The 22266-nt window shown below is 73.2% G+C and carries 20 protein-coding genes; 8 read left to right on the top strand and 12 right to left on the bottom strand.

Translation table 11 applies throughout. The annotated features are described in order from the left end of the window. Window positions 1-14: 14 nt before the first annotated feature. Together KGD84_RS10575 and KGD84_RS10570 are read right to left on the bottom strand one after the other, a co-directional pair. Window positions 15-1076, bottom strand: coding sequence for a hypothetical protein (locus tag KGD84_RS10575; protein ID WP_220560096.1), 1062 nt, complete (start codon window positions 1074-1076; stop codon window positions 15-17). Between the two features lie 312 nt (window positions 1077-1388). Further along, the gene (locus KGD84_RS10570) at window positions 1389-2603 is read right to left on the bottom strand and encodes a PucR family transcriptional regulator (RefSeq protein ID WP_220560095.1); all 1215 of its coding nucleotides are present in this window, start codon (window positions 2601-2603) and stop codon (window positions 1389-1391) included. Window positions 2604-2858: 255 nt separating this feature from the next. Between KGD84_RS10570 and KGD84_RS10565 the strand changes: the two genes are divergently transcribed. From KGD84_RS10565 to KGD84_RS10545, 5 genes are all read left to right on the top strand, one after another. Continuing rightward, complete coding sequence (locus KGD84_RS10565) at window positions 2859-3839, top strand: ACP S-malonyltransferase (RefSeq protein ID WP_220560094.1); 981 nt, start codon at window positions 2859-2861, stop codon at window positions 3837-3839. 3 nt (window positions 3840-3842) lie between these two features. Further along, complete coding sequence (locus KGD84_RS10560; protein WP_220560093.1) at window positions 3843-4799, top strand: beta-ketoacyl-ACP synthase III; 957 nt, start codon at window positions 3843-3845, stop codon at window positions 4797-4799. 61 nt (window positions 4800-4860) lie between these two features. Next, window positions 4861-5118 (top strand): acyl carrier protein, encoded by a 258-nt coding sequence (locus KGD84_RS10555; RefSeq protein WP_220560092.1) that lies wholly within the window; start codon window positions 4861-4863, stop codon window positions 5116-5118. Window positions 5119-5245: 127 nt separating this feature from the next. After that, window positions 5246-6481, top strand: a complete 1236-nt coding sequence (fabF, locus tag KGD84_RS10550) for a beta-ketoacyl-ACP synthase II (RefSeq protein WP_220560091.1) — start codon at window positions 5246-5248, stop codon at window positions 6479-6481. 188 nt (window positions 6482-6669) lie between these two features. After that, on the top strand, window positions 6670-7815 hold the full coding sequence (locus tag KGD84_RS10545; RefSeq protein ID WP_255647209.1) for an EAL domain-containing protein: 1146 nt from the start codon (window positions 6670-6672) through the stop codon (window positions 7813-7815). A gap of 364 nt (window positions 7816-8179) precedes the next feature. On the opposite strand, the gene KGD84_RS10540 is transcribed toward KGD84_RS10545, so the two are convergent. Then, window positions 8180-9061 (bottom strand): SGNH/GDSL hydrolase family protein, encoded by an 882-nt coding sequence (locus KGD84_RS10540; protein WP_255647208.1) that lies wholly within the window; start codon window positions 9059-9061, stop codon window positions 8180-8182. 739 nt (window positions 9062-9800) lie between these two features. On the opposite strand from KGD84_RS10540, the gene KGD84_RS10535 reads away from it, so the two are divergent. Both KGD84_RS10535 and KGD84_RS10530 read left to right on the top strand, forming a co-directional pair. After that, window positions 9801-12068, top strand: a complete 2268-nt coding sequence (locus KGD84_RS10535; RefSeq protein ID WP_220560087.1) for a hypothetical protein — start codon at window positions 9801-9803, stop codon at window positions 12066-12068. A gap of 114 nt (window positions 12069-12182) precedes the next feature. After that, window positions 12183-12944: a DUF2470 domain-containing protein gene (locus KGD84_RS10530; RefSeq protein WP_370634462.1), complete on the top strand. Its 762-nt coding sequence runs from the start codon at window positions 12183-12185 to the stop codon at window positions 12942-12944. On the opposite strand, the gene KGD84_RS10525 is transcribed toward KGD84_RS10530, so the two are convergent. After that, window positions 12941-14380, bottom strand: coding sequence for an aminotransferase-like domain-containing protein (locus tag KGD84_RS10525; RefSeq protein WP_220560086.1), 1440 nt, complete (start codon window positions 14378-14380; stop codon window positions 12941-12943). The genes KGD84_RS10530 and KGD84_RS10525 overlap by 4 nt on opposite strands. Here KGD84_RS10525 and KGD84_RS10520 point away from each other — a divergent pair. Beyond that, a complete protein-coding gene (locus KGD84_RS10520) occupies window positions 14379-15272 on the top strand; it encodes a DMT family transporter (protein ID WP_220560085.1) in 894 nt (297 codons plus the stop codon). The genes KGD84_RS10525 and KGD84_RS10520 overlap by 2 nt on opposite strands. A gap of 58 nt (window positions 15273-15330) precedes the next feature. Here KGD84_RS10520 and KGD84_RS10515 read toward each other — a convergent pair whose 3' ends face one another. From KGD84_RS10515 to KGD84_RS10480, 8 genes are all read right to left on the bottom strand, one after another. Next, entirely contained in the window at window positions 15331-15708 is a 378-nt protein-coding gene (locus KGD84_RS10515) for a metal-sulfur cluster assembly factor (RefSeq protein WP_220560084.1), read from the bottom strand. Continuing rightward, the gene (gene sufU, locus KGD84_RS10510; protein ID WP_220560083.1) at window positions 15708-16184 is read right to left on the bottom strand and encodes a Fe-S cluster assembly sulfur transfer protein SufU; all 477 of its coding nucleotides are present in this window, start codon (window positions 16182-16184) and stop codon (window positions 15708-15710) included. The genes KGD84_RS10515 and sufU overlap by 1 nt, the downstream gene beginning before the upstream one ends. A gap of 93 nt (window positions 16185-16277) precedes the next feature. Next, entirely contained in the window at window positions 16278-17576 is a 1299-nt protein-coding gene (locus tag KGD84_RS10505; protein ID WP_220560082.1) for a cysteine desulfurase, read from the bottom strand. A 3-nt stretch (window positions 17577-17579) separates the two neighbouring features. Further along, window positions 17580-18341 (bottom strand): Fe-S cluster assembly ATPase SufC, encoded by a 762-nt coding sequence (sufC, locus tag KGD84_RS10500; protein WP_220560081.1) that lies wholly within the window; start codon window positions 18339-18341, stop codon window positions 17580-17582. 7 nt (window positions 18342-18348) lie between these two features. Continuing rightward, window positions 18349-18684 carry a non-heme iron oxygenase ferredoxin subunit gene (locus tag KGD84_RS10495; RefSeq protein ID WP_220560080.1) on the bottom strand — a complete coding sequence of 112 codons (336 nt, stop codon included), beginning with the start codon at window positions 18682-18684 and terminating at the stop codon, window positions 18349-18351. Next, window positions 18677-19837, bottom strand: coding sequence for a Fe-S cluster assembly protein SufD (sufD, locus tag KGD84_RS10490; protein WP_220560079.1), 1161 nt, complete (start codon window positions 19835-19837; stop codon window positions 18677-18679). The genes KGD84_RS10495 and sufD overlap by 8 nt, the downstream gene beginning before the upstream one ends. Before the next feature lies 1 nt (window position 19838). Further along, window positions 19839-21251: a Fe-S cluster assembly protein SufB gene (gene sufB, locus KGD84_RS10485; protein WP_220560078.1), complete on the bottom strand. Its 1413-nt coding sequence runs from the start codon at window positions 21249-21251 to the stop codon at window positions 19839-19841. A 28-nt stretch (window positions 21252-21279) separates the two neighbouring features. Continuing rightward, window positions 21280-22053: a helix-turn-helix transcriptional regulator gene (locus KGD84_RS10480; RefSeq protein WP_220560076.1), complete on the bottom strand. Its 774-nt coding sequence runs from the start codon at window positions 22051-22053 to the stop codon at window positions 21280-21282. Between the last annotated feature and the right edge of the window lie 213 nt (window positions 22054-22266).

The raw sequence follows: 22266 nt of genomic DNA, 5'->3' as shown, positions 1-22266 counted from the left end.
GGCTCCGGAACGGGTCAGGGCTTGTGCGGGTGGGGCCGGGTGGCGGAGTGGCCGCGGCGGGTCTTGCGGACGGCCAGGCCCAGGGCCCCGCTGCCGCGTTCGATGAACTGCCGGGCGGCCCGGTTGACGGTGGCGCGCGGCCCGGAGGCCCCGCGCTTCTCCTCGGCCTCGTCCTCGGTCCCGGCGCCGGGCTCCCCGTCCTCCGCGGCGGAGTCCCCGCCCAGGTGCGGGAGGACCGCGGTCGGCTCGACCTCGGTCAGGTGCGGCAGGGCCGCGGTGGGCTCCTCGCCGTCACCCGCGGTGTCCCGGGGGGCGTCCCCGGCCGTGTCGGCGCCCAGGTGCGGGACGACCTCGGTGGGCTCGTCCGCTCCGGCCGCCGACGGGGCCGTCGGCGGGACCACCGGGCGCAGCAGGTCGGTGCGCTCGTTGGCGGCCCGCACCTCCGGCTCCTCGGCGTTCTCGGTCTCCTCGCGGACGGCCTTGCGCCAGGCCCGCTCGGCGAGCTTCTGCCGCATGGACTCGCGGGAGCGCTCGGCCCGGCGGGAGCGCCAGGCCCGGTACGCCGGGGTGGCGATCGGCCAGGTGACCTTGGCCGGACGCGAGAGCGCGTGCCACAGGTAGGCGGTGGTGCCCCACGCCTCCATGGCGCGGCGGGCACGGGTGATGGTGAAGAAGGTGGGCATCGCCAGCAGCATCTGCGGCAGCGCCAGGGCCAGGGCCGCCAGCAGCGGGTACAGCCCGCCGCCCACCAGCGCCGCGGCGGCGCCGATCGCCGTCGTGGACAGGGCCAGCGCGATGCGCAGCCCGGTGAACTGGCGGAACCGGTGCAGCGCCCGGCGGGCGGACACCGGCGGGGCCAGGCCCTCGGGCAGCGGCGTGAGCTGGACGATGAGGGACATCAGCAGCGTGCCCACGCCCACACTCGTCGCCAGCAGGATCGTCCACCCCGCGGCCGAGAACGAGCCGCCCACGAACAGGGCGACCAGGCCGACCGCGAGGAGCGGTGCGGGCAGCCAGAAGAGCACCCGTCTGCGCAGCTCGCCCTCCTGCGTCGGTTGGAGCACGAACTCGGTCACAGGATTGTCGGTCCAGGACCACTTCCTCGGCCGTTCGACCACAGCGTTGACCCCCCAAGAACGTCGTGACCCGACGGTGTGCGCGGGTCCCCGCCCGGGAGTGCCCTCAGACCGGGAGGACCTCGCGCTTCACCGTTACAAAGCTATCCCTTTTCATGCGGTCCCCGGGCGCACACGGGCAGTAATAGACATACCCGGCGCAGGTGAAACCCGGATAAGGGCGCACGCATGGCGGACTAACGATCAGGTTACGTCCCGGGTTCCCCGGACGACAGGGTCGCGGCCGATCAGGGATGAATGACACATCCCATGTCAACCGTCGGCGGCCTCGGAGAGTCGTCCCAGTGCGACGGCGACCCGCAGCACGAACGAGCCCCGCCCGTCGGAGGGCGTGTGCCCGGTCAGCTCGGCGATCCGGCTGAGCCGGTAGCGCACCGTGTTGGGGTGGACGAACAGCATGCGGGCCGTGGCCTCCAGCGACGACGCGTGCTCCAGGTACACCGACAGGGTGTCCAGCAGCGGCGACCCGGCCCCGGCCAGCGGCAGGTACACCTCCCGGACCAGCTGGGCGCGCGCCTCGGCGTCCCCCTGGAACGCCCGTTCGGGCAGCAGGTCGGCGGCCGACACCGGGCGCGGCGCGTCCGGCCAGGCCACCGCGGCCCGCAGCCCGCTGACGGCGGCCCGTGCCGACGCCCCGGCCGAGCGCAGGTCGGGCACGACCGGGCCGACCACCACCGGTCCCGGGCCGAACAGCCCGGTCAGCGGCTCGGCGGCGGCGCCGGGCAGGTCCTCGGCCGGGTAGCGCTCCCCCACACCCACCACCACGACCACACGGCGGCCCTGCGTGCCGGCCAGGACGTCGTGCCCCAGGCGGCGCGCGGCGGCGCGCAGGTCGTCCAGGACCTTGGTCGCGTCGTCGCCCTCGGCGATCTCGCCGGCCACCGTGACCACCGGCGTGAGCGACCAGCCCAGTGCCGACCCCCAGGTCTGGAGCCCGTCCTCCCGGTCGCCGTGCAGCAGGGCGTCGACGATGAGCGCCTCCAGCCGGGCGTCCCACGCCCCGCGGGCCTCGGCGGCACGGGCGTAGACCTTGGCGGAGCTGAACGCCACCTCGCGCGTGTAGCGCAGCACGGCCTCGCGCAGCTGCTGGGCGCCGCCGGGCGCGGCCAGCTCGTCGACCTGGCCCTCGACGACGTCGATGACGACGCGGATCATGTCGACGGTCTGCTGCAGGGACACCGACCGGGTCAGCTCCCGCGGAGCGGTGCCGAAGACCTCGACGGTGATGGCGGGGCGCCCGCGCCTGGGGTTGCGGAACCAGTCGACGAACGCCGCCACCCCGGACTGGGCGACCAGGCCCACCCAGGACCGGTCCTGGGCCGACATCCGGCGGAACCAGCCGAGGCGTTCCTCCATGCGGGCGACGGCGGCGGTGCCCAGGGCGCCCATGGAGCGCTCCAGGCGGCGGACCGTCTCGGCGCGGACGCGCTCCTGCTCGTCGGTCCCGGCGTTCTCATCGGTGTTCACCCCTCTAGGTTCGCATCCCCCGCCCCCGGGGGCTGCGGTCCACCCCGGCGCTCCGGGGCTGAAGCCCTCCGGACGGCGGCGGGAGAGCCCCCGGGCTGCGGGGATGTACGGTCGGAGGGTGACCCCTCTCACCGGCCTGCGGGCTTGTGGACACACGTCGAACACGGGTTTGTGGGGTTCCCACAAGCACCCCCGAGGGAACTTCGTGTGCCTCCCCCTCCAACCGGTGATCTCCTACAGGGCAAGGTGGATGTCGTGCTTGTAATCGTTGCTCCCGGCCAAGGTGCCCAGGTTCCCGGATTCCTCTCCCCGTGGCTCGAGCTGCCCGGCGTCGCCGCCCAGCTCTCCGCGTGGTCGGAGGTCGTCGGGCTCGACCTGGTGCGCTACGGCACCACCGCGGACGCCGACGAGATCCGCGACACGGCCGTCGCCCAGCCGCTGCTGGTCGCCGCGGGCCTGGTCGCGGCGTCGGCGGTCCTGAGCCCGCTGACCTCGCCCTCCCCCGCCCTGCCGGCGGAGGCCTCCCTGGTGGACGCCGTCGCCGGCCACAGCGTCGGCGAGTTCACCGCCGCCGCGGTGGCCGGTGTGCTCTCCCCCAAGGACGCCCTGTCCCTGGTCGCCGAGCGCGGCCGCGGCATGGCCGACGCCGCCGCCCGCACCGAGACCGGTATGACCGCCGTCCTGGGCGGCGACCGCGAGCAGGTGCTGGCGGCCATCGCCGCCGCGGGGCTCACCCCGGCCAACGACAACGGCTCGGGCCAGATCGTCGCCGCGGGCACCACCGCGCAGCTGGCGGCCTTCGCCGAGAACCCGCCGGAGAAGGCGCGGCTGCGCCCCCTGTCGGTGGCGGGCGCCTTCCACACCGAGCACATGGCCCCGGCCGTGGAGCGGGTGCGCGCGGCCGCGGGCCTGCTGTCGCCCTCCGACCCGGTGGTGCCGATCCTGTCCAACGCCGACGGCGCGGTGGTCGAGGGCGGCAAGGAGTACCTGGACCGGCTGGTCACCCAGATCTCCTCCCCCGTGCGCTGGGACGCCTGCACGGGGACCCTGGCGGATCTGGGCGTCACCGCCCTCATCGAGCTGACCCCCGCGGGCACGCTCACCGGTCTGGCCAAGCGCGCCCTGCGCGGCATCGACCTCCTCGCGGTGAAGACGCCCGAGGACATCGAGCGCGCGGGCGTCCTCATCAAGGAGCACGCGGGGACCTCCGCCGCGGGCACCGACCAGGAAGGCTGACCCATGTTCCCCACCCCGAGCATCCCCGGCGGCGCGGCCATCCGCTCCTTCGGCGAGTACCAGCCGGCCCAGGTGGTCACCAACGCCGACCTGGAGAAGCGGGTCGACACCAGCGACGAGTGGATCCAGAGCCGCGTCGGCATCAAGGAGCGGCGCATCGCCGGGCCCGAGGACACCGTGGCGAGCATGGCCGTGGCCGCGGGCGGCAAGGCCCTGGCCGCCGGCGGGCTGTCCCCGGAGGACATCGACCTGGTGATCGTGGCCACCTGCACCCCGCAGGACCAGATCCCCAACACCGCGGCGACCGTCGCCGCCCGGCTGGGCATCGTCGCCCCCGGCGCGTTCGACCTCAACGCCGCCTGCGCCGGGTTCTGCTACGCCCTGGGCGTGGCCGCCGACATGGTGCGCGGCGGCAGCTCCCGCAACGTCCTGGTCATCGGCTCGGAGAAGCTCTCCGACTGGGTGGACTGGGAGGACCGCTCCACCTGTGTGATCTTCGCCGACGGCGCCGGGGCGGCCGTGGTCTCCGCCTCGGAGGACAACGCCATCGGCCCGGTGGTGTGGGGCTCCTCCGGCGAGCGCGCCGACAAGATCCACCTGCGCGACCACAAGTACCTCTGGCAGGAGGGCCAGGCGGTCTTCCGCTGGACCACCACCGAGCTCTACAAGACCGCGCTGGAGGCGCTGGAGCGCGCCGGGGTGGCCCCCGAGGAGCTCACCGCCTTCGTCCCGCACCAGGCCAACCTGCGGATCGTCGAGTCGATCGCCAAGAAGCTGGGCGCGCCCCAGGCACTCGTGGCCCGCGATATCGTCACCGCTGGCAACACCTCCTCCGCGTCCGTCCCGCTCGCGCTGTCGCGCATGATCGGACGCGGGGAGCTCCCGTCGGGGAGCACCGTCCTCACCCTGGGCTTCGGCGCGGGGCTGGTCTATGCCGCACAGGTGATCCGCATCCCCTGAGGCACGCGGCCGAAGATCCGGACCGCATCCCCGTTCACAGAACACACGCAAGGAGAAGAACATGGCTTCCAGCGAGCAGAAGACTTTCAGCGAGCAGGAGATCCTGGAAGGCCTCGGCGAGATCATCGAGGAGATCGTCGGCACCGACCCCTCCGAGGTCACCCCGGAGAAGAGCTTCGTGGACGACCTCGACATCGACTCGCTGTCCATGGTGGAGATCGCCGTCGCCGCCCAGGACAAGTTCGGCGTGGAGATCCCCGACGAGCAGCTCAAGGACCTCAAGACGGTCCAGGACGTCGTCACCTTCATCCAGAAGTGATCGTCCGGGTCGCCGGGGACCGATGACCCGGCCCGGCGACCCGACCGGCCCACTCCGCCGGACCACCCCAGTCATCCGCCACGCCCGGCCCCGCAGCCGGGACCGACCCACGAAGGGCGATCGGATCATGGCAAAGACCGATGTCGTCGTCACCGGCCTCGGCGCCACCACCCCGCTCGGGGGGGACGTCGCGACCACATGGTCCGCGCTCCTCGACGGCCGTTCCGGCATCAGCACGCTGCCCGAGGAGTGGCACGAGAGCCTCCCGGTGCACTTCGCCGGGCGCATCGCGCAGGAACCCTCGGAGAAACTCCCCAAGCCCCGGCTGCGCCGCCTGGACCGCACACAGCAGTTCGCGCTCATCGCCGCCGGCGAGGCCTGGGCCGACGCCGGCTCCCCGGAGGTGGACCCGCTGCGCCTGGGCGTGGTGGTCTCCAGCGGCATCGGCGGCATCCTGACCATCCTGGAGCAGTACGACACCTTCCGTGAGAAGGGCTGGCGGCGGGTCTCCCCGTTCACCGTGCCCATGCTCATGCCCAACAGCCCGGCCGCCGCCATCAGCCTGGAGTACACCGCCCGTGCCGGCTCGCACGTCCCGGTCAGCGCCTGCGCCTCCAGCGCCGAGGCGATCGCCAACGGTGTCGACATGATCCGCGCCGGCCGCGCCGACATCGTCATCGCGGGCGGCACCGAGGCCGCGATCCACCCGCTCAACATCGCCTCGTTCGCGTCGATGCGCGCCCTGTCCACCCGCAACGACGACCCGCAGACGGCGTCGCGCCCCTGGGACAAGGACCGCGACGGCTTCGTCATGGGCGAGGGCGCGGGCATCGTCATCCTGGAGTCGGCCGAGCACGCCGCCAAGCGCGGCGCCCGCGTGTACGCGCACGCCTCCGGTGTCGGCTACACCAACGACGCCTACGACATCGTCCAGCCCGACCCGGAGGGCGCCGGCCAGTCCCGAGCCATCACCCAGGCGCTGGCCGACGCCGACCTGGCCCCCGAGGACATCGTGCACGTCAACGCGCACGCCACCTCCACCCCGGCGGGCGACGTGGGCGAGACCCGCGCCATCCGCGCCGCGCTGGGTGCGGCCGCCGACCGGGTCGCGGTGACCTCCACCAAGTCCATGACCGGCCACCTGCTGGGCGGCGCGGGCGCGGTGGAGTCGATCGCCACGATCCTGGCGCTGCACGACGGGCGCATCCCGCCGACCATCAACATCCAGGAGCTGGACCCGGAGGTGGCGGTGGACATCGTCCGCGACAAGCCCCGGGACATGCCCTCCGGCGATGTCGCCGCGATCAACGAGTCCTTCGGGTTCGGCGGCCACAACGTCGCGCTGGTGTTCCGCCGGGCCTGACCCGGCGACACCGCGTCCGCGGACGCACGGGGCCCCGCCCGCTGGCGGGGCCCTTCTCCTTGTCGGGGGAGGACCCGACCAACGGCCCGTGAAGGTGAGCTGAACAGCCGCGAAAACGCCTTCAGGTACGCAGGGCGTGTCGTCACCATGGAGAGGTGACCACAGCGCACTCGCACCGGGCCCCCACGGTGACAGCTCCCCGGGCGGCCGGACCGGCACCCCGTCCGGACCGGACGCCGTTCGGCTTCCAGCCGATCGTCGACCTGGACTCGGGCGCCATCGTGGCCGTCGAGATCATCTCCCCCGCCCCCGCCGGGACCGGGGCCGGGCCGTTGGAGATGCCTCCGGAGGAGATGGAGGCCATCGCGGAGTGGCTGCTGTCCCTGGTGCGCGAGTCCGCCGGGACCGAGAGCCTGCTCCCGCTGGTGCTGCCGCTGCCCGCGCGGACCCTGATGGCGCGCAATGGGTTCGTCGACCTGGTGGACAGCCTGCTGCGCCGGGCCGGGCGGCGGCCCCGCGACATCACGTTCATGCTCGGGGCCGAGCTGGCCGACCTGCCCCGCAAGATCGTCGTGTCGGGGGTGGCGCGGCTGCGCAGCGCGGGCTTCCGGTGCGGTTTCGGCACCGCGATGGTGCGCCCGGACCTGGTCGTCGAGGCGGCGCCGTTCCTGATGCGGATCGACCCGGGCGTGGTCTCGGGTGTGGCCGCCGACCAGCGGCACGCCACCGTGGTGGAGGGCCTGGCCCGGATCGGCCGCGGCAGCGGGGTGTACGCCATGGCCGCGGGGGTGGACACCGCCGAGGACGTGGTGCGGCTGCGCCGCTGCGGGGTGAAGGTGGGCACCGGCCCGTTCTTCGCCGACGCCGCCTGGCGGCCCGGGGAGCGGGTGACCCCGGTGCCGGAGCCGACCGCCGGGCAGGAGCGGGCGGGGGACGAGGGCCCGCGGGTCACCGAGTTCATGGTCCCGCCGGTGGGGTTCGACGCCGACACCACGGCCGAGCAGATCCTGGAGGCCTTCACCGACGACAAGGCCCTCAACAGCGCGATCCTCATCGACCACCGGGATCGCCCGGTGGGCGTGATCGACCGGACCCGGTTCCTGCTGTCGGTGACCGGGCGCTACGGGCACGCCCTGCACGCCAAGCGCCCCGCGATCCGGCTGGCGGAGTCGCCGCGCACGGTCCCGGCGTGGATGTCGGCGATCGCCGCGCTGCGCGTCGCCGGCCAGGACACCGAACGCGTCTACGACGACCTCGTGGTGGTCAACACCTACGGGCAGTGCCTGGGCGTGGTCCACATCAGCGACCTCATCCAGTCCCTCTCCCGCAGCTAGGCCGTCTCCTTTCAGACCCGTGGGCCCGGCGACCGAAGCACCGCCGCCCCGCCCGGTGCCCTCGACGGACGGCCCGCGGCCGCGGCCCTTCCTCGCAGCCGTCTCCCTTCGGACCCGCGCTCCGCGGACGGGCCCGGCGGCCGAAGCACCGCCGCCTCACCCGGCGCCCTTCCGGAGCGGGGGCCTTCGGTCCCGCGTCGGTGACCTCGACGGACGGCCCGCGGCCGCGGCCCTTCCTCGCGGCCGTCTCCTCCGGGCCTCCGGAACCCCGCCGGTCCGCCCGAAGCCGGGGCAGGGGCGCGGACGGGCCCGGGAACGGCGACGCCCCGCACCGGGGTCCGGGGCGGGGCGCGTGCGGCCGGGTTCAGCGCAGGGGCTCGGGGCCCTTGACGCCGGACGGGCTGTTGGTCGGCTGCTCGGCGGCCTCCTCCACCTGGGGCAGCGGGGAGCGGCCCTCGGCGATGGCGCGGGCGATACGCTCGCGGGACGCCTCGTCGTTGAGGTAGTCCAGCTCGGGGCGCTTGGGCAGCAGGCCGTCGCCCGAGGAGCGGCCCATGGCCCGGCGGCGCAGCCACGGCACCAGGTACTGGCGGGCCCAGCGACGGTTCTCCCGGCGGCGCAGGATGGCGGGCAGCTGCCGGGGCGGGGTGGTCCAGGGGTCGGTCCAGGACTCGCGCGGCCCCATCGGGAAGCCCAGCAGGTCGGCGATGCGGGCCGCGACGATCTGGTGGCCGGTGCCGTTGAGGTGGAGCCGGTCCTCGCTCCAGGCCCGGGGGTCGGTGAGGGCGTTGAGCGCCCACATGTCGACGATCTCGGTCCCGGTGCGCTCGGCGATCGCGCGCATGTGCATGCTGAACACGGCGATGCGGCCGCGGTAGTAGCGCAGCACGGGGATCCACCCGGTGTCGTGACCGGACAGGATCACGGTGCGGATGCCCGCGTCGCGCAGGCGGCGGATGCCCCGCTCGAACTCCTCGGCCAGGTCGTCCAGGTGGGTGCCCGGGCGCAGCACGTCGTTGCCGCCCGCCAGCACGGTGACCAGGTCGGGTTTCCACTCCAGGGTCCGGTCGAGCTGCTCGCCGAAGATGTGCTTCATACGGCGGCCGCGCACACCCAGGTTGGCGTAGCGGAAGTCCGCGGTCACCTGGCCCAGGTGCTCGGCGAGCCGGTCCGCGAAACCGCGGTACTGGCCGCCGGGACCGCTGTCGTCCTCCATCCCCTCGGTGATGCTGTCACCGATCGCCACATAGGACCGGATGGGCTCCGGTCTGCGCGCGGGAGCGGTCACGGGGGGATTCATCTCAAGGTCTGTCACGTCAACCAATCATCCGGCTCGACCGTCCCACGCCGACTGGGCGCCGTAGGGTGCGCGGGTACGGAATCCTGGTACGGGTCGCGGTGGGTCGCCCCCCGTCTCCGAAACACCGTCGACCCCTGCGGCCGCGGGGCGGCCACCCGGCTCGAAGGTCGTTCGGGCGAGGACAGTGCCCATCCAGCATACCCGGGACCGACGAAGGCGTGCCGGTCACCGAACGCGCTGGTGGGGCGCGCCTGCATCCTCCGTCTCCGGTAGTCCTCCCCCGTTGCGGGAACGGGGAGCAGGCGTGAAGGCTCCGTGAACAACAACGGCCGCACACCGGTGGAAGAGCCGAATGTCCTTTATGAGGTGGATCACATATTCTTGCAGTCGCATGTGCCCCCGTTCCCGTACCGGGGAGACGGCCGGCCCGCCGCCGGGGCGCCCTCCGCCCGGACCGGGACGGCCTGGGGGTACCCATGTGGCGTCAAGGGACGTACGATCTCCGAGAAGTGCTCACGGCACCCCTGTCCCCCGGCCGCCGTGCCCACCCCTGGCATCCCCGCCCGTCCTCCGGACGGGTCCCCCCAGCGGGTGAAGGGCGCGTACTGTGGTGCATCGAACCGAAGGCCCGTGCGGTTCCTCCCCAATTCACGTGCAGACACCAGGAGGTCGAGGTCCCCAGCGGATGAACGCCGTCTCTCCGATCTGCCTCGTCGACCTCGCACCCGCGCTGCGGTGGTCGAGGTCGCCGGACGTGGCTCCACTGCTCCACCATGACCGGTTGATCGACGGCTGGTGGCACTCGCTGCCGGTCGCCAGGGTCCTGGAGATCGCCGGTCCGCCCTGGCTGGCGCACGGGATCGCGCGCCTGGCCGTGGAGCAGTGGGCGCACGTGCCCCTGGCCGAGTTCCTGCCGAACCTGCGCTCCCAGGAAGTGCACTGCGAGGACCTCGCCGAGCCGGTGCGCAGCGCCGTGCTGTCGACGGCCGGCGACTGGGACCACCTCATCTCCAGCCCTCCCCAGGAGATCGGCTCCTGGCCCCTGGGCGACTGCCGCGTGATGGACGTGGTGAGCACCGTGGCCTGGCGGGCCCTGCAGCCCTGCGGCGACCTGCCCGGCGGCCCCGCCCCCTCGCCCGCGCTGATGCTGGAGGCGGTGCGCACCATCGCGCATTGGCTGCCCGACACCGCGCCCGAGCACGTGCGCAGCGCCCTGGACTACCTGACCACCGCCACCGGCTCCGACCAGGCCTCGGCCTCCGGGGGCGTCGGAGGCGACCCGACTCCGCCGCAGACCCCGGCCACCCGGGCCATCCGCACGCTGCGGGCGCTGCGCGCCCAGCGCGACGAGGAGCACCAGGAGGCCCCCCTGCCGGTCGCCGTCGGCGGGCACGAGCCGGTGCCGATGGCCATGGTGAGCTCCGCCGCGATGATCCCGGGGGCGGCGCTGGAGGCCGAGGTCTCGGCCGGGAACGGCGTGGGCGATCTGCGCTCGCAGTTCCGCAGCTCGCTGCTGGGTCCCGGGCGGACCCTGCGCAGACCCAGCTTCGGGCCGCCCAAGCACCGCCCCGAGCAGGAGGAGCGCCCGGCCGCCCCGGCCCTGGGCGAGCACCCCCTGGTGGACATGGTCGAGGAGATGTTCCGCTCCTGGCCCGACCTGGAGCGGACGGTGGCCGCCGAGCGCCTGTTCGCCACCGACCCCATCAGCATCCGGGTGCTGTCGGAGCAGATCGCCGTGGACGTCACCGACATCCGCGCCGCCCAGCGCAAGGTCGAGGAGCGGCTGCTGCGCTGGCTGAACTCGCCCGAGGGCGCACCCATCACCAAGCACCTGCGGGACCTGTCGGAGCAGCTGGGCACGGCCACCACGATCGACCGGCTGATCAACGCCCACCCCGACCACCCGGTGGAGGTGCCCACCCTGAACACGCCGCTGTGGCGGGTGGTCATCACCCTGTTCACCGACCGGCGCATGCACAACGGCTGGCTCATCGCCGACGACCCGGGCCGGCTGCGCTGGCAGACCCGCGAGCTGCTGGCCGACGGGCCGGGCCTGACCGAGGCGGGCATCCGGCTGGGCCGGATCGGCATCCGCCAGCAGGAGCTGCGCGCCTGGCTGCTCAGCACCCCCGGGGTGAGCCTGCAGGACGGGCGCGTGCTCGTGGACCCGTCGGTCCCGATGGAGGCGCCCGGCGGCCAGCCCGGGCACACCGCGGACGACTCGGGGGCCACCACGGAGAACGGGCTGCCGATCCGCCGCCGCCCCGACGGCCCGGGCCCGGCGCCGGAGCCCGTACGCCCCGCGCCCGCGCCGTTCGCGGCCCCCGCGGGCATGCGGATGCCCGCACCGCCGGAGCAGCCGCCGCCCGCCCCGGCCCCGATGGCACCGCCCGCCGCCCCGGCGCGGCCGGTCCCGGGCGACCCGGCCATGGCGGCCCGCTGCTTCCGGGCGCCCGACGGCCGGTGGTGGCACCGCATCGACATCACCGCCGACCACCTCAACGGCGCCCCGGTGGCGGTGCCCGCCGGGTACGCCACCCACCTGGGCCTGCAGCCGGGACGGCTCCTGTGCCTGACCGCGCCCGGCGCGGACCTGCTGGTCCTGGTCTGGCGCGACCAGCCCGCGTTCGACTCGCTGCGGCCGCTGCTGCGCCGCCAGGCCGCCCAGCCCGGCGACCGCGTCTTCATCACCGTGTCGGGCGACCGGCTGGACGCGCGCAAGCTGCCGGCGACCGACCTGAGCAACTACTCGCCGACCGCGCGGGCACTGCACCTGAGCGGCTACACGGCGCCGTCCTCCACCGAGGAGGCGCTCAAGATCCTCTCCCGCCGGATCACCGACAGCGACGAGCGGGCCCCGACCGATCCGCAGTCCCTGGTGGAGCTGCTCACCCGACGGGGCGACAACGACATCGCGGGCGAGCTGCGCGCCGGCCTGTTCGCCGCCCACTAGAACCCCACCGCCCAGGCCCCCGGTCCCCCGACCGGGGGCCTGGTTTTTTACCCTCCGGGACTTTCCCCCCGCCTCACCATTCTTGTAGGTTAGCCTTACCTAAGCATAGTTGAGGTGGTTCCCCTGCATACTTCCCGGCACCTGGCCCCCTCCCCGGCCGAACGCGCCAGAGCGGTCCTGGCCCGGCCCAACCCGGCCACCGTCACGACCCAGAGCGGCACCCTCCACCTCGTCGACCCGGCCTGCCACGTACACCCCGGCGGCACGGTGAGCCTGCTGCTCCCCGACCGCCACCACCTGCTGGACGAGATGTCCCGCGGGCGCACCGCGGCCACCGTCGAGTTCACGGACACCAGCGCGGTGGCGCTGCGCGACCCCACGCGCTCGCTGCTGTGGATCAGCGGCACCCTCACCGCGCTGGACGAGGCGACGGCGCGCATGCGGGCCCTGCGGCTGATCCGCGACGACCCCGACGAGCGCCTGCTCGACATCGGCCACGGCCGCACCATGGTCGCCATGGACCCCTACCTGGTGGTGCACTCCGACGCCGAGGGCTGCCACCTTCTCGGCAACGACGAGTTCCTCCGGGCCCGGCCGGACCCGCTGGGCCGCTGGGAGGGCCCCTGGCTGCGCCACCTGGAGGAGGACCACCCGGACCTGCTCGCCGCGCTGGCCGAGGCCTGCCCCGGGGACGTCCCCCCGGTCCCGCCCCGCCCCCTGGGCGTGGACCGCTACGGCCTGACCCTGCGCTTCGAGGGCCCCGACGGCGACCACGACGTCCGGCTGCCCTTCGGCCGCGCCGTCGAGGGCCCCGAGGAGGTCGCCGCCGAGGTGCACGCCCTGGCGGACCCGGCCGGCGCCCGCCGCCCCTTCTAGGCCGGGTCCCGGGCGGCGTCCAGGGCCGCCGCCAGCCGGACCGCCCCCTCGGCGGCCTCCTCCGGCCCCGAGGTGCCGGCGTAGGCCAGGCGCAGGTACGGCGCGGGCGGCTCCCCGGGGAAGAACGGCCTGCCGGACGCCGCCTTCACACCGGCCCGCTGCGCGGCCTCCGCGACGGCGTCCTCGTCGGTGCCGTCGGGCAGGCGCGCCCACACCTGGTAGCCGCCCGGCCGGAACACCTGCTCCACCGCCGGCGCCCGCTCCAGCAGGGCGGCCGCCACCGCCGTGCGCCGCCGGGTCAGCCCCTCGGCCAGCGCCCGCAGGTGCCGCCCCCAGGCCGGGGAGCCCACCAGCTCCAGGGCCGTCTCCTGGAGGACCCGGGGGACGAAGAGGGACTCCACCACCTGGACGGCGCGCAGCCGGCGCAGCACCGGCCCGCGCGCCGCCAGGGCGCCCACCCGCAGCCCGGGCGAGGACGCCTTGGTCAGCGAGTGGACGTGCACCACCGTCCCGTGCCGGTCGTCGGCGATCAGGGGCGGCGGCAGGGGCGGGGCGTCGGTGTGCGCCAGCCGCCGGGCGTAGTCGTCCTCCACCACGAACGCGCCCGCCTCCCGGGCGGCGCGCAGCACCCCGGCGCGGCGCTCGGGCGCCAGCACCGCCCCCGTCGGGTTGTGGAACAGGGGCTGGCACACCAGCACCCGGGCACCGGTGGCGGCGAACGCCTCGACCAGCAGTTCCACCCGCACCCCGTCCCGGTCCACCGGGACCGGCACCGGGCGCATGCCCAGGGACCGGGCGATGGCCAGCAGGCCCGGGTAGGTCGGCGACTCCACCAGGACCGGCGCCCCGGGCCGGGCCAGCGCCCGCAGCGCGGTGGACAGGGCGCTCTGCCCGCCCGCCGTGACCAGCACGTGCGAGGCGTCCAGCGAGGTCCCGTCGATCTCCCGGGCGAACCAGTCGCGCAGCTCCGCCACCCCCTCCAGCGGCGGGCTCCCCCACACGCCGGGGCGGCGGGCGGCCCGGGCCGCGGCGGCGGCCAGCTCCCGGTCCGGCCGCAGTGAGGCGTGCGGGTAGCCGCCGTTCAGCGGGACGACGCCGGCCGGGGCGGGGGCGAGGGTGGCGAGGAACCCGGAGTCGTCCGGGCCGCGCGGGACCCCGCCCGCCTCGGGCACCGCGTCCAGGGCGACCTCCTGCCAGGAGGTGTCCCGCACGGGCCGGCGCACGGGCTCGCCGGCCCGGAAGGAGCCCGCGCCGGGGCGGGTGACCACGAGTCCCTCGGCGACCAGGCGGGCCATCGCCCGGGAGAGGGTCACGGGCCCCACCCCGTGCCGCTCCACCAGGGTCCGGCTGGCGGGCAGCCGCTCCCCGGGAGCGTAGCGCTCGAACTCCCGACGCAGGGTCTCGGTCAGATCCCGGCCATTGCTACCCTTGTTCATGAAAGCACACGATAGCGCTACCACCAGTTCTTCGGTAGCGGTTCCGCACGGCGCCGTCCTGGCCCTCCTCGGAGTGGTCGCCTTCTCCTTCACCCTCCCCTCCACCGCCCTGGCCCTGGAGGGCTTCGGCCCGTGGACCACCGCCGTGCTGCGGGCCTCGGTCGCCGGGCTGATCGCGGCCGGATGCCTGGCCGCCGTCCGCGCGCCGCTGCCCACCCGCGCGCAGCTGCCCGCGCTGGCGGCGGTCGGCGCGGGCTGTGTGGTGGGCTTCCCACTGCTGACCTCCCTGGCGCTGGGGAACACGGGCGCGGGCGACGCCGCCGTGGTCGTCGGCCTGCTCCCGGTGACCACCGCCGTCCTGGCCACCCTCCTGGGCGGCACCCGCCACTCCCCCGCGTTCTGGATCGCCGCCGGGGTCGGCGCCGCGGCCGTGGCCGGGTTCACCCTCGCCCGCACCGGGGGCTCCCCCGGGCTCGGGGACCTGTTCCTGGCGGGCGCCCTGCTCGCCTGCGCCTACGGGTACGCCGAAGGCGGCCGCCTGGCGGCCTCGATGCCCGGCTGGCGGGTGATCGCCTGGGGCCTGGTGCTCACCCTGCCCCTCAGCCTGCCCGCCACCGCCGCCGCCCTGGTCCTGGAGCCGGCCGCGCCGACCCCCTCGGCGGTGGCCGGGCTGGTCTACCTCTCGCTGGTCAGCCAGTTCGGCGGGTTCGTCCCGTGGTACCGGGGCATGGGCCTGATCGGCGTCGCGCGGGCCGGGCAGATCCAGCTGGTCCAGCCCCTGCTCACCCTGACCTGGGCGGTGCTGCTCCTGGGCGAGCGGCCCGGCGCCGGCGCCCTGCCGACCGTCCTCGTGGTCCTGGCCTGTGTGGCCGTCACCCAGAAGGCCCGCTGACACGGCGACGGGCCGGACACCCCGCGAGGGTGCCCGGCCCGTTCGGCCGTCGGACGGATCAGACGTTGAAGCCCAGCATGCGCAGCTGGTCGCGCCCGTCGTCCGTGATCTTGTCCGGACCCCACGGCGGCATCCAGACCCAGTTGATCTTGACCTCGCGCTCGAACTCCTCCAGCGCGCTGGTGGCCTGGTCCTCGATCACGTCCGTGAGCGGGCAGGCGGCGCTGGTGAGGGTCATGTCCAGGGTGATCACCGAGTCGTCGGCGTTCACCCCGTACAGCAGCCCCAGGTCGACGACGTTGACGCCGAGCTCGGGGTCGATGACGTCCTTGAGGGCCTCACCGATCTCCTCGACGAGCGCCTCGGCCTCGGGGGACAGCGGGACCTCGGCCGGTGCGGCCTCGGTCGTCGTGGTCTCGTTCTCGCTCGCTGACATCAGACGCCTTCCTTCTCCAGGGACTGCGCTACCGCGTCCTTCCACGCCATCCATCCGAGGAGGGCGCACTTGATCCGGGCCGGGTACTTGGACACCCCGGCGAACGCGACCGCGTCCTCCAGGACCTCCTCGTCGGGTTCGCCCTTGCCCTTGGAGTGCATGAGCTCGTTGAAGGCCTCCAGGGTCCGCATCCCCTCGGCCACCGTGCGCCCGATCAGCAGGTCGGTCAGCACCGACGTGCTGGCCTGGCTGATCGAACAGCCCATGCCCTCGTAGGAGACGTCGCTGACCAGTGCCCGGTCGTCCAGCGTTCCGTCCCCCTGCGCCGGGGTCAGCGCCACCCGGAGCGTCACCTCGTCCCCGCAGGTGGGGTTGATGTGGTGCGCCTCGGCGTTGTGCGGATCCCGCAGCCCCTTGTGGTGCGGGTTCCGGTAGTGGTCCAGGATGATCTCCTGGTACATCGCGTCCAGCTGCATGTGCGGGTCTTCCTCGTCGTTCTTCCGCCCTGCGTTCCGCCGCGGGCGGGTCCGGGGTCTGCGGGGCCCGGACCCGTCCGCGGGACGCGGGCCCTAGCCCCGGGTTCCGAAGAACTCCTGCGCGGCCCTGACGGCCGCCACGAGAGCGTCCACGTCCTCCGTGGTGTTGTAGAGGTAGAACGACGCGCGCGTGGTGGAGTGCACGCCCAGGGCGCGGTGCAGCGGCCAGGCGCAGTGGTGTCCCACCCGGACCTCCACCCCGCGGTCGTCGAGCACCTGCCCGAGGTCGTGCGGGTGGATGCCCTCCACCTCGAAGGACACCGCGCCGCCGCGGTCCACGGCGTCCGCGGGGCCGATGAGGCGCAGCCCCTCGACGTCGGAGAGCGCCTTGAGCGCGTACTCCACCAGCGTGTGCTCGTGGGCGGCGATGCGGTCCATGCCCACGGCCGACAGGTAGTCGCAGGCCGCGGCCAGGGCCACCGCCTGCGGCGCCATCGGCACCCCGGCCTCGAACCGCTGCGGCGGCTCGGCCCAGGTGGAGTACTCCATGTGGACCACACCGATCATGGACCCGCCGGTGATGAACGGCGGCATGGCCTCCAGCAGCTCCCGGCGCCCCCACAGGACGCCGATGCCGTTGGGCCCGAGCATCTTGTGCCCGGAGAAGGCCAGGAAGTCCACACCCAGCTCCGCCACGTCCACCGGCATGTGCGGCACCGACTGGCAGGCGTCCAGCACCGTCAGGGCCCCCACCTCGCGGGCCCGGGCGACGATGTCGGCCACCGGGTTGACGGTGCCCAGCACGTTGGACTGGTGCGTGAAGGCGACCACCCTGGTGCGCTCGCCGACGAGGGTGTCGAGGTCCGAGAGGTCCAGCCGGCCCTGGTCCGTCACCGGGAACCACCGGAGGGTGGCCCCGGTGCGACGGCACAGCTCCTGCCAGGGCACCAGGTTGGCGTGGTGCTCCATCTCGGTCACGACGATCTCGTCGCCGGGCCCCACCTGGAAGCGGCGCAGGCCCTCGTCCGCCGTGGCGGCGTTGCCCATCGCGTACGCGACGAGGTTGACCGCCTCGGTGGCGTTCTTGGTGAACACCACCTCTCCGGCGTCGGCGCCGATGAAGCGGGCGATGGTCTCCCGCGCCGCCTCGTAGGCGTCGGTCGCCTCCTCCGCGAGCTGGTGCGCACCGCGGTGCACCGCCGCGTTGTGGCGTTCGTAGAACTCACGCTCGGCGTCCAGCACCTGGCGGGGCTTCTGCGAGGTCGCCCCGGAATCCAGGTACACCAGCGGACGCCCGTCGCGGACGGTCCGGGACAGGATCGGGAAATCCTTCCGGATCGCCGCGACGTCGAGCGGGCCTGGGGCCCCACCGAACTCGCGGACCGTGGTCATGGGTTATGCGCCCGCCTTCACGAAACGCTCGTAGCCCTCGGCCTCCAGGGTGTCGGCCAGCTCGGAGCCGCCGGACTCGGCGATGCGGCCGTTGGCGAAGACGTGGACGTGGTCCGGCTTCACGTAGTTGAGGATCCGGGTGTAGTGCGTGATGAGCATGACGCCCAGGTCGTTGTTCTCCTTGGCGCGGTTGACGCCCTCGGAGACGACCTTGAGCGCGTCGACGTCCAGGCCGGAGTCGGTCTCGTCCAGGATCGCGACCTTCGGCTTGAGCAGCTCCAGCTGGAGGATCTCGTGGCGCTTCTTCTCGCCGCCGGAGAAGCCCTCGTTGACGCCGCGGGCGGCGAACGCCGGGTCGATGGACAGGTCCTTCATCGCGCCCTGCAGCTCCTTGGAGAACTGGCGGAGCTTGGGGGCCTCGCCGCGCACCGCGGTGACGGAGCTGCGCAGGAAGTTGGACATGGACACGCCCGGGACCTCGACCGGGTACTGCATGGCCAGGAAGACGCCGGCGCGGGCGCGCTCGTCCACGCTCATGTCGAGGATGTTCTCGCCGTCGAGGAGGACCTCGCCGTCGGTGATCTCGTAGCGCGGGTGCCCGGCGATGGCGTAGGCCAGAGTGGACTTGCCCGAGCCGTTGGGGCCCATGATGGCGTGGGTCTCACCGGAGTTGATGGTGAGGTCGACGCCCTTGAGGATCTCTCGGCGCTCGTCCTCGCCGATCAGGACGTCGGCGCGCAGACCGCGGATTTCGAACTTCGTCATTTCAGCCTCAGGAATTCTTCTCGTCCAACGACACGAGCACGTCGTCGCCGTCGATCTTCACGTCGTAGGTGGGGACCGGCCGGGTGGCGGGCGGGTTGATCGGCGCCCCCGAGCGCAGGTCGAAGCAGGAGCCGTGCAGCCAGCACTCGATGGTGCCGTCCTCGACCTCGCCCTCGGACAGGCGGACCTCCGCGTGCGAGCACACGTCCCGCAGCGCGAACACCTCGCCCTCGGACCGGACCAGTGCGATGGGCGTCTCGTCGTCGGTCTCGACCCCGAGGACCCCCTCCTCGGGGATCTCGGCGAGCTCGGCGACCTTCACCCAGCGACCGGCGTCACTCATGCGCGGCCAGCTTCCGCTCGACCTTGGCCATGATCTCCTCGGCGAGCTCCTCGACCGGGATGCGGTTGATGAGCTCCAGGAAGTAGCCGCGGATGACCAGGCGGCGCGCCTCGTCCTCCGGGATGCCGCGCGAACGCAGGTAGAACAGGTGGATGTCGTCGAGGCGACCGCTGGCGGCGGCGTGGCCGGCGCCCTCCACCTCACCGGTGAAGATCTCCAGGTTCGGCACCGAGTCCACGCGGGTGTCGTCGGTGAGCTGGAGGTTGCGGTTGTGCTCGTAGGAGTCCGTGCCGGTGGTGCCCTCGCCGATGATGACGTCGCCGATCCACACACCGTGGGCGCCCTTGCCGCTCAGCGCACCCTTGTACTCCACCCGCGAGCGCGTGTTGGAGATGTTGTGGTCGATGAGCGAGCGGTGCTCGTGGTGCTGGTCGTCGCCGGTGAAGTACAGGCCGTGCAGCTCGGCGTTGCCGCCGCGCCCCTTGTAGGCCACCTTCGGGGAGAGCCGGACCAGGTCGCCGCCGAGCGTGACGACGATCGACTTGAACGTGGCGTCCTTCTCGACCTGGGCGTTGTGCTGGGTGACGTCGACGGCGTCGCGGTCCCAGTCCTGGAGGCTGACCAGGGTCAGCCGGGCGCCCTCGCCGACGTGGACGTCCACGCTGCCGGCGCGCACGCCGGTGCCGGTCTGCTCCAGGACGACGATCGCCTCGGCCAGCGGCTGGACGTCGATGACGAACTGGTCGTAGCGGGTGCCCCCCTGGGCCTCGCGCCTGATCGTGACCGGGCGGTCCGGCGCGGCGCCGCGGGCGACGGTCACCACCGTGGCCTGCTCGAAGGACGAGTAGGCCTGGGCGATGACGCGGTCGGCCGGCATGCCGGCGGTGCCCAGACGGGCGTCGTCACGGCCGACGGTCTCGACGGTGACGCCCTCGGGGGCGTCGATGTCGACCTTGTCGGTGCCGTCGGCGACGGCGCTGCCGTCGTGCAGGCCCTTGAGGCGGCGCAGCGGGGTGAACCGCCACTCCTCCTCGCGGCCGTTGGGGACGGGGAAGTCGTTCACGTCGAAGGACCCGTGGGTCGCGAGCTTGGAGAACGGGATGTCCCCGAGGCCGTGGCTGTGGGCCTTGGGTTCGATGCTCGGGCCGGTCAACTTAACCAACCGCTCCTTCCATCTGAAGCTCGATCAGCCGGTTCAGTTCCAGCGCGTACTCCATGGGCAGCTCGCGCGCGATGGGCTCGACGAACCCGCGCACGATCATGGCCATGGCCTCGTCCTCGTCCATGCCCCGGCTCATCAGGTAGAAGAGCTGGTCCTCGCTGACCTTGGAGACGGTCGCCTCGTGCGCGAGCTCGGCGTCGTCCTCGCGCAGGTCGTTGTAGGGGTAGGTGTCCGAGCGGCTGATGGTGTCGATCAGCAGCGCGTCGCACTTGACGGAGGACTTGGCGTTGTGGGCGCCCTCCTGCACCTGCACCAGGCCCCGGTAGGAGGCGCGGCCCCCGCCGCGGGCCACCGACTTGGAGATGATGGTGGAGGAGGTGTTGGGCGCGCAGTGCACCATCTTGGAACCGGTGTCCTGGTGCTGGCCCTCGCCCGCGAAGGCGATGGACAGGGTCTCGCCCTTGGCGTGCTCGCCCATCAGGTAGACGGCCGGGTACTTCATGGTCACCTGGGAGCCGATGTTGCCGTCGATCCACTCCATGGTCGCGCCCTCTTCGGCGATGGCGCGCTTGGTGACCAGGTTGAAGACGTTGTTCGACCAGTTCTGGATGGTCGTGTACCGGCAGCGGGCGTTCTTCTTGACGATGATCTCGACGACCGCGGAGTGCAGCGAGTCCGACTTGTAGATCGGCGCGGTGCAGCCCTCGACGTAGTGGACGTAGGCGCCCTCGTCGACGATGATCAGCGTCCGCTCGAACTGGCCCATGTTCTCGGTGTTGATCCGGAAGTAGGCCTGGAGCGGGATCTCCACGTGCACGTTCTTGGGCACGTAGATGAAGGAGCCGCCGCTCCACACGGCGGTGTTGAGCGCGGCGAACTTGTTGTCGCCGGCCGGGATCACCGTGCCGAAGTACTCCTGGAACAGCTCCGGGTGCTCCTTCAGAGCGGTGTCGGTGTCCAGGAAGATGACGCCCTGCTCCTCCAGGTCCTCGCGGATCTGGTGGTAGACGACCTCGGACTCGTACTGCGCGGCCACACCGGCGACCAGGCGCTGCTTCTCCGCCTCGGGGATGCCCAGCTTGTCGTAGGTGTTCTTGATGTCCTCGGGCAGCTCCTCCCAGGAGGTGGCCTGCTTCTCCGTGGACCGCACGAAGTACTTGATGTTGTCGAAGTCGATCTTGGACAGGTCCGCGCCCCAGTTGGGCATGGGCTTCTTGTCGAAGAGCTTCAGCGACTTGAGGCGGAGCCTGGTCATCCACTCCGGCTCGTCCTTCTTGGCGGAGATGTCGCGGACGACCTCTTCGTTCAGACCGCGGCGGGCCGAGGCACCGGCCTGGTCGGAGTCGGCCCAGCCGTACTCATAGTTACCGATCCCTTCGAGTTCGGGATGCGCGATAGACGTCATGCGCGGACTCCTCCTGGACTCAGACGTCCTAGTGGTGTTGCAATCCTCCGCCCGCCGTGCGGCGGGCGCTGGTGGGCGCGGGGGCGTGGTCGTCCCCGCCCGCCCCGTCGTCACCCCTGGGGGTGACGTGCGTGGTGCACACACCGTCGCCGTGGGCGATGGTGGCCAACCTGCGCACCGGGGTGCCCAGAAGCCGCGCGAAGGCCTCGATCTCGGCCTCGCAGAGTTGCGGGAACTCGGCTGCGACGTGGGCGACAGGGCAGTGGTGCTGGCACAGCTGGTCGCCGCCTCCGGGGGCCGGCGCCCGGCCGGCGGTGGCGGCGTAGCCGTCGTTGGACAGGGCCTCGGCCAACAGCCGGACGCGCTGTTCGGGTGGAACGGCGTCGAGCAGCGGCTCGTAGCGCCTCTCCAGGTCGGCGACCTGACTGCGGGCGAACTCCCCGACGGCCTCGGGGCCGGCGGTCTCCGCGAGGAAGCGGAGCGCGCTGGTGGCGAGGTCGTCGTAGGCGTGGACGAAGGCGTCGCGACCGGCCTCGGTGATGGCGAAGACGCGCGCGGGGCGCCCCCTGCCGCGTCGGCCGCCCGGGGGCCGGGCGTCGCGTGCCTCGACCATGCCCTCGCCGGTCAGGTTGTCGAGGTGGCGGCGGATGGCCGCCGGGGTCAGGCCGAGCCGCTCGCCCAGGGCGGAGGCGGTGATCGGCCCCTGCTCCAGGATGAGCCGGGCCACGCGCGCGCGGGTGCCGGTCTCGGCCCCGCGTTCGGGCCCGGTCAGGGGGCGGGGTACGTTGGCGGCGTCGGGCACGACGATCCCTCCCCTCGACGACTGCTCCTGGTTTTGACAACATCAGTGTGGCGTAAATCAGTCCGTCGTGGCAAACCCGCTTTCATGCCCTTCGTCACCAAGGTCAGGCTTGCCTAACTGGGAGTTCGCCACAACGGGGCCGCCCCGGGAAAAGCGCAGGTCATCCCACCTCCGACCGATCGTCTCGCCGAATGAGACCGCCATCCCGCCATG

The organism is Nocardiopsis changdeensis (genome assembly GCF_018316655.1).
Taxonomy (GTDB): Bacteria; Actinomycetota; Actinomycetes; order Streptosporangiales; family Streptosporangiaceae; genus Nocardiopsis; species Nocardiopsis changdeensis.
Note: the sequence above shows the minus strand (reverse complement) of the source record. Positions and strands in the feature narration are given on the sequence as shown.

Excerpts from the sequence above, each read along its gene's own strand:
- KGD84_RS10560 (WP_220560093.1), top strand. The coding sequence starts at position 3,843 with ATGTTCCCCACCCCGAGCATCCCCGGCGGCGCGGCCATCCGCTCCTTC.
- KGD84_RS10555 (WP_220560092.1), top strand. The coding sequence starts at position 4,861 with ATGGCTTCCAGCGAGCAGAAGACTTTCAGCGAGCAGGAGATCCTGGAA.
- fabF (WP_220560091.1), top strand. The coding sequence starts at position 5,246 with ATGGCAAAGACCGATGTCGTCGTCACCGGCCTCGGCGCCACCACCCCG.
- KGD84_RS10535 (WP_220560087.1), top strand. The coding sequence starts at position 9,801 with ATGAACGCCGTCTCTCCGATCTGCCTCGTCGACCTCGCACCCGCGCTG.
- KGD84_RS10520 (WP_220560085.1), top strand. The coding sequence starts at position 14,379 with ATGAAAGCACACGATAGCGCTACCACCAGTTCTTCGGTAGCGGTTCCG.
- KGD84_RS10525 (WP_220560086.1), bottom strand. The coding sequence starts at position 14,380 with ATGAACAAGGGTAGCAATGGCCGGGATCTGACCGAGACCCTGCGTCGG.
- KGD84_RS10515 (WP_220560084.1), bottom strand. The coding sequence starts at position 15,708 with ATGTCAGCGAGCGAGAACGAGACCACGACGACCGAGGCCGCACCGGCC.
- sufU (WP_220560083.1), bottom strand. The coding sequence starts at position 16,184 with ATGCAGCTGGACGCGATGTACCAGGAGATCATCCTGGACCACTACCGG.
- KGD84_RS10505 (WP_220560082.1), bottom strand. The coding sequence starts at position 17,576 with ATGACCACGGTCCGCGAGTTCGGTGGGGCCCCAGGCCCGCTCGACGTC.
- sufC (WP_220560081.1), bottom strand. The coding sequence starts at position 18,341 with ATGACGAAGTTCGAAATCCGCGGTCTGCGCGCCGACGTCCTGATCGGC.
- KGD84_RS10495 (WP_220560080.1), bottom strand. The coding sequence starts at position 18,684 with ATGAGTGACGCCGGTCGCTGGGTGAAGGTCGCCGAGCTCGCCGAGATC.
- sufB (WP_220560078.1), bottom strand. The coding sequence starts at position 21,251 with ATGACGTCTATCGCGCATCCCGAACTCGAAGGGATCGGTAACTATGAG.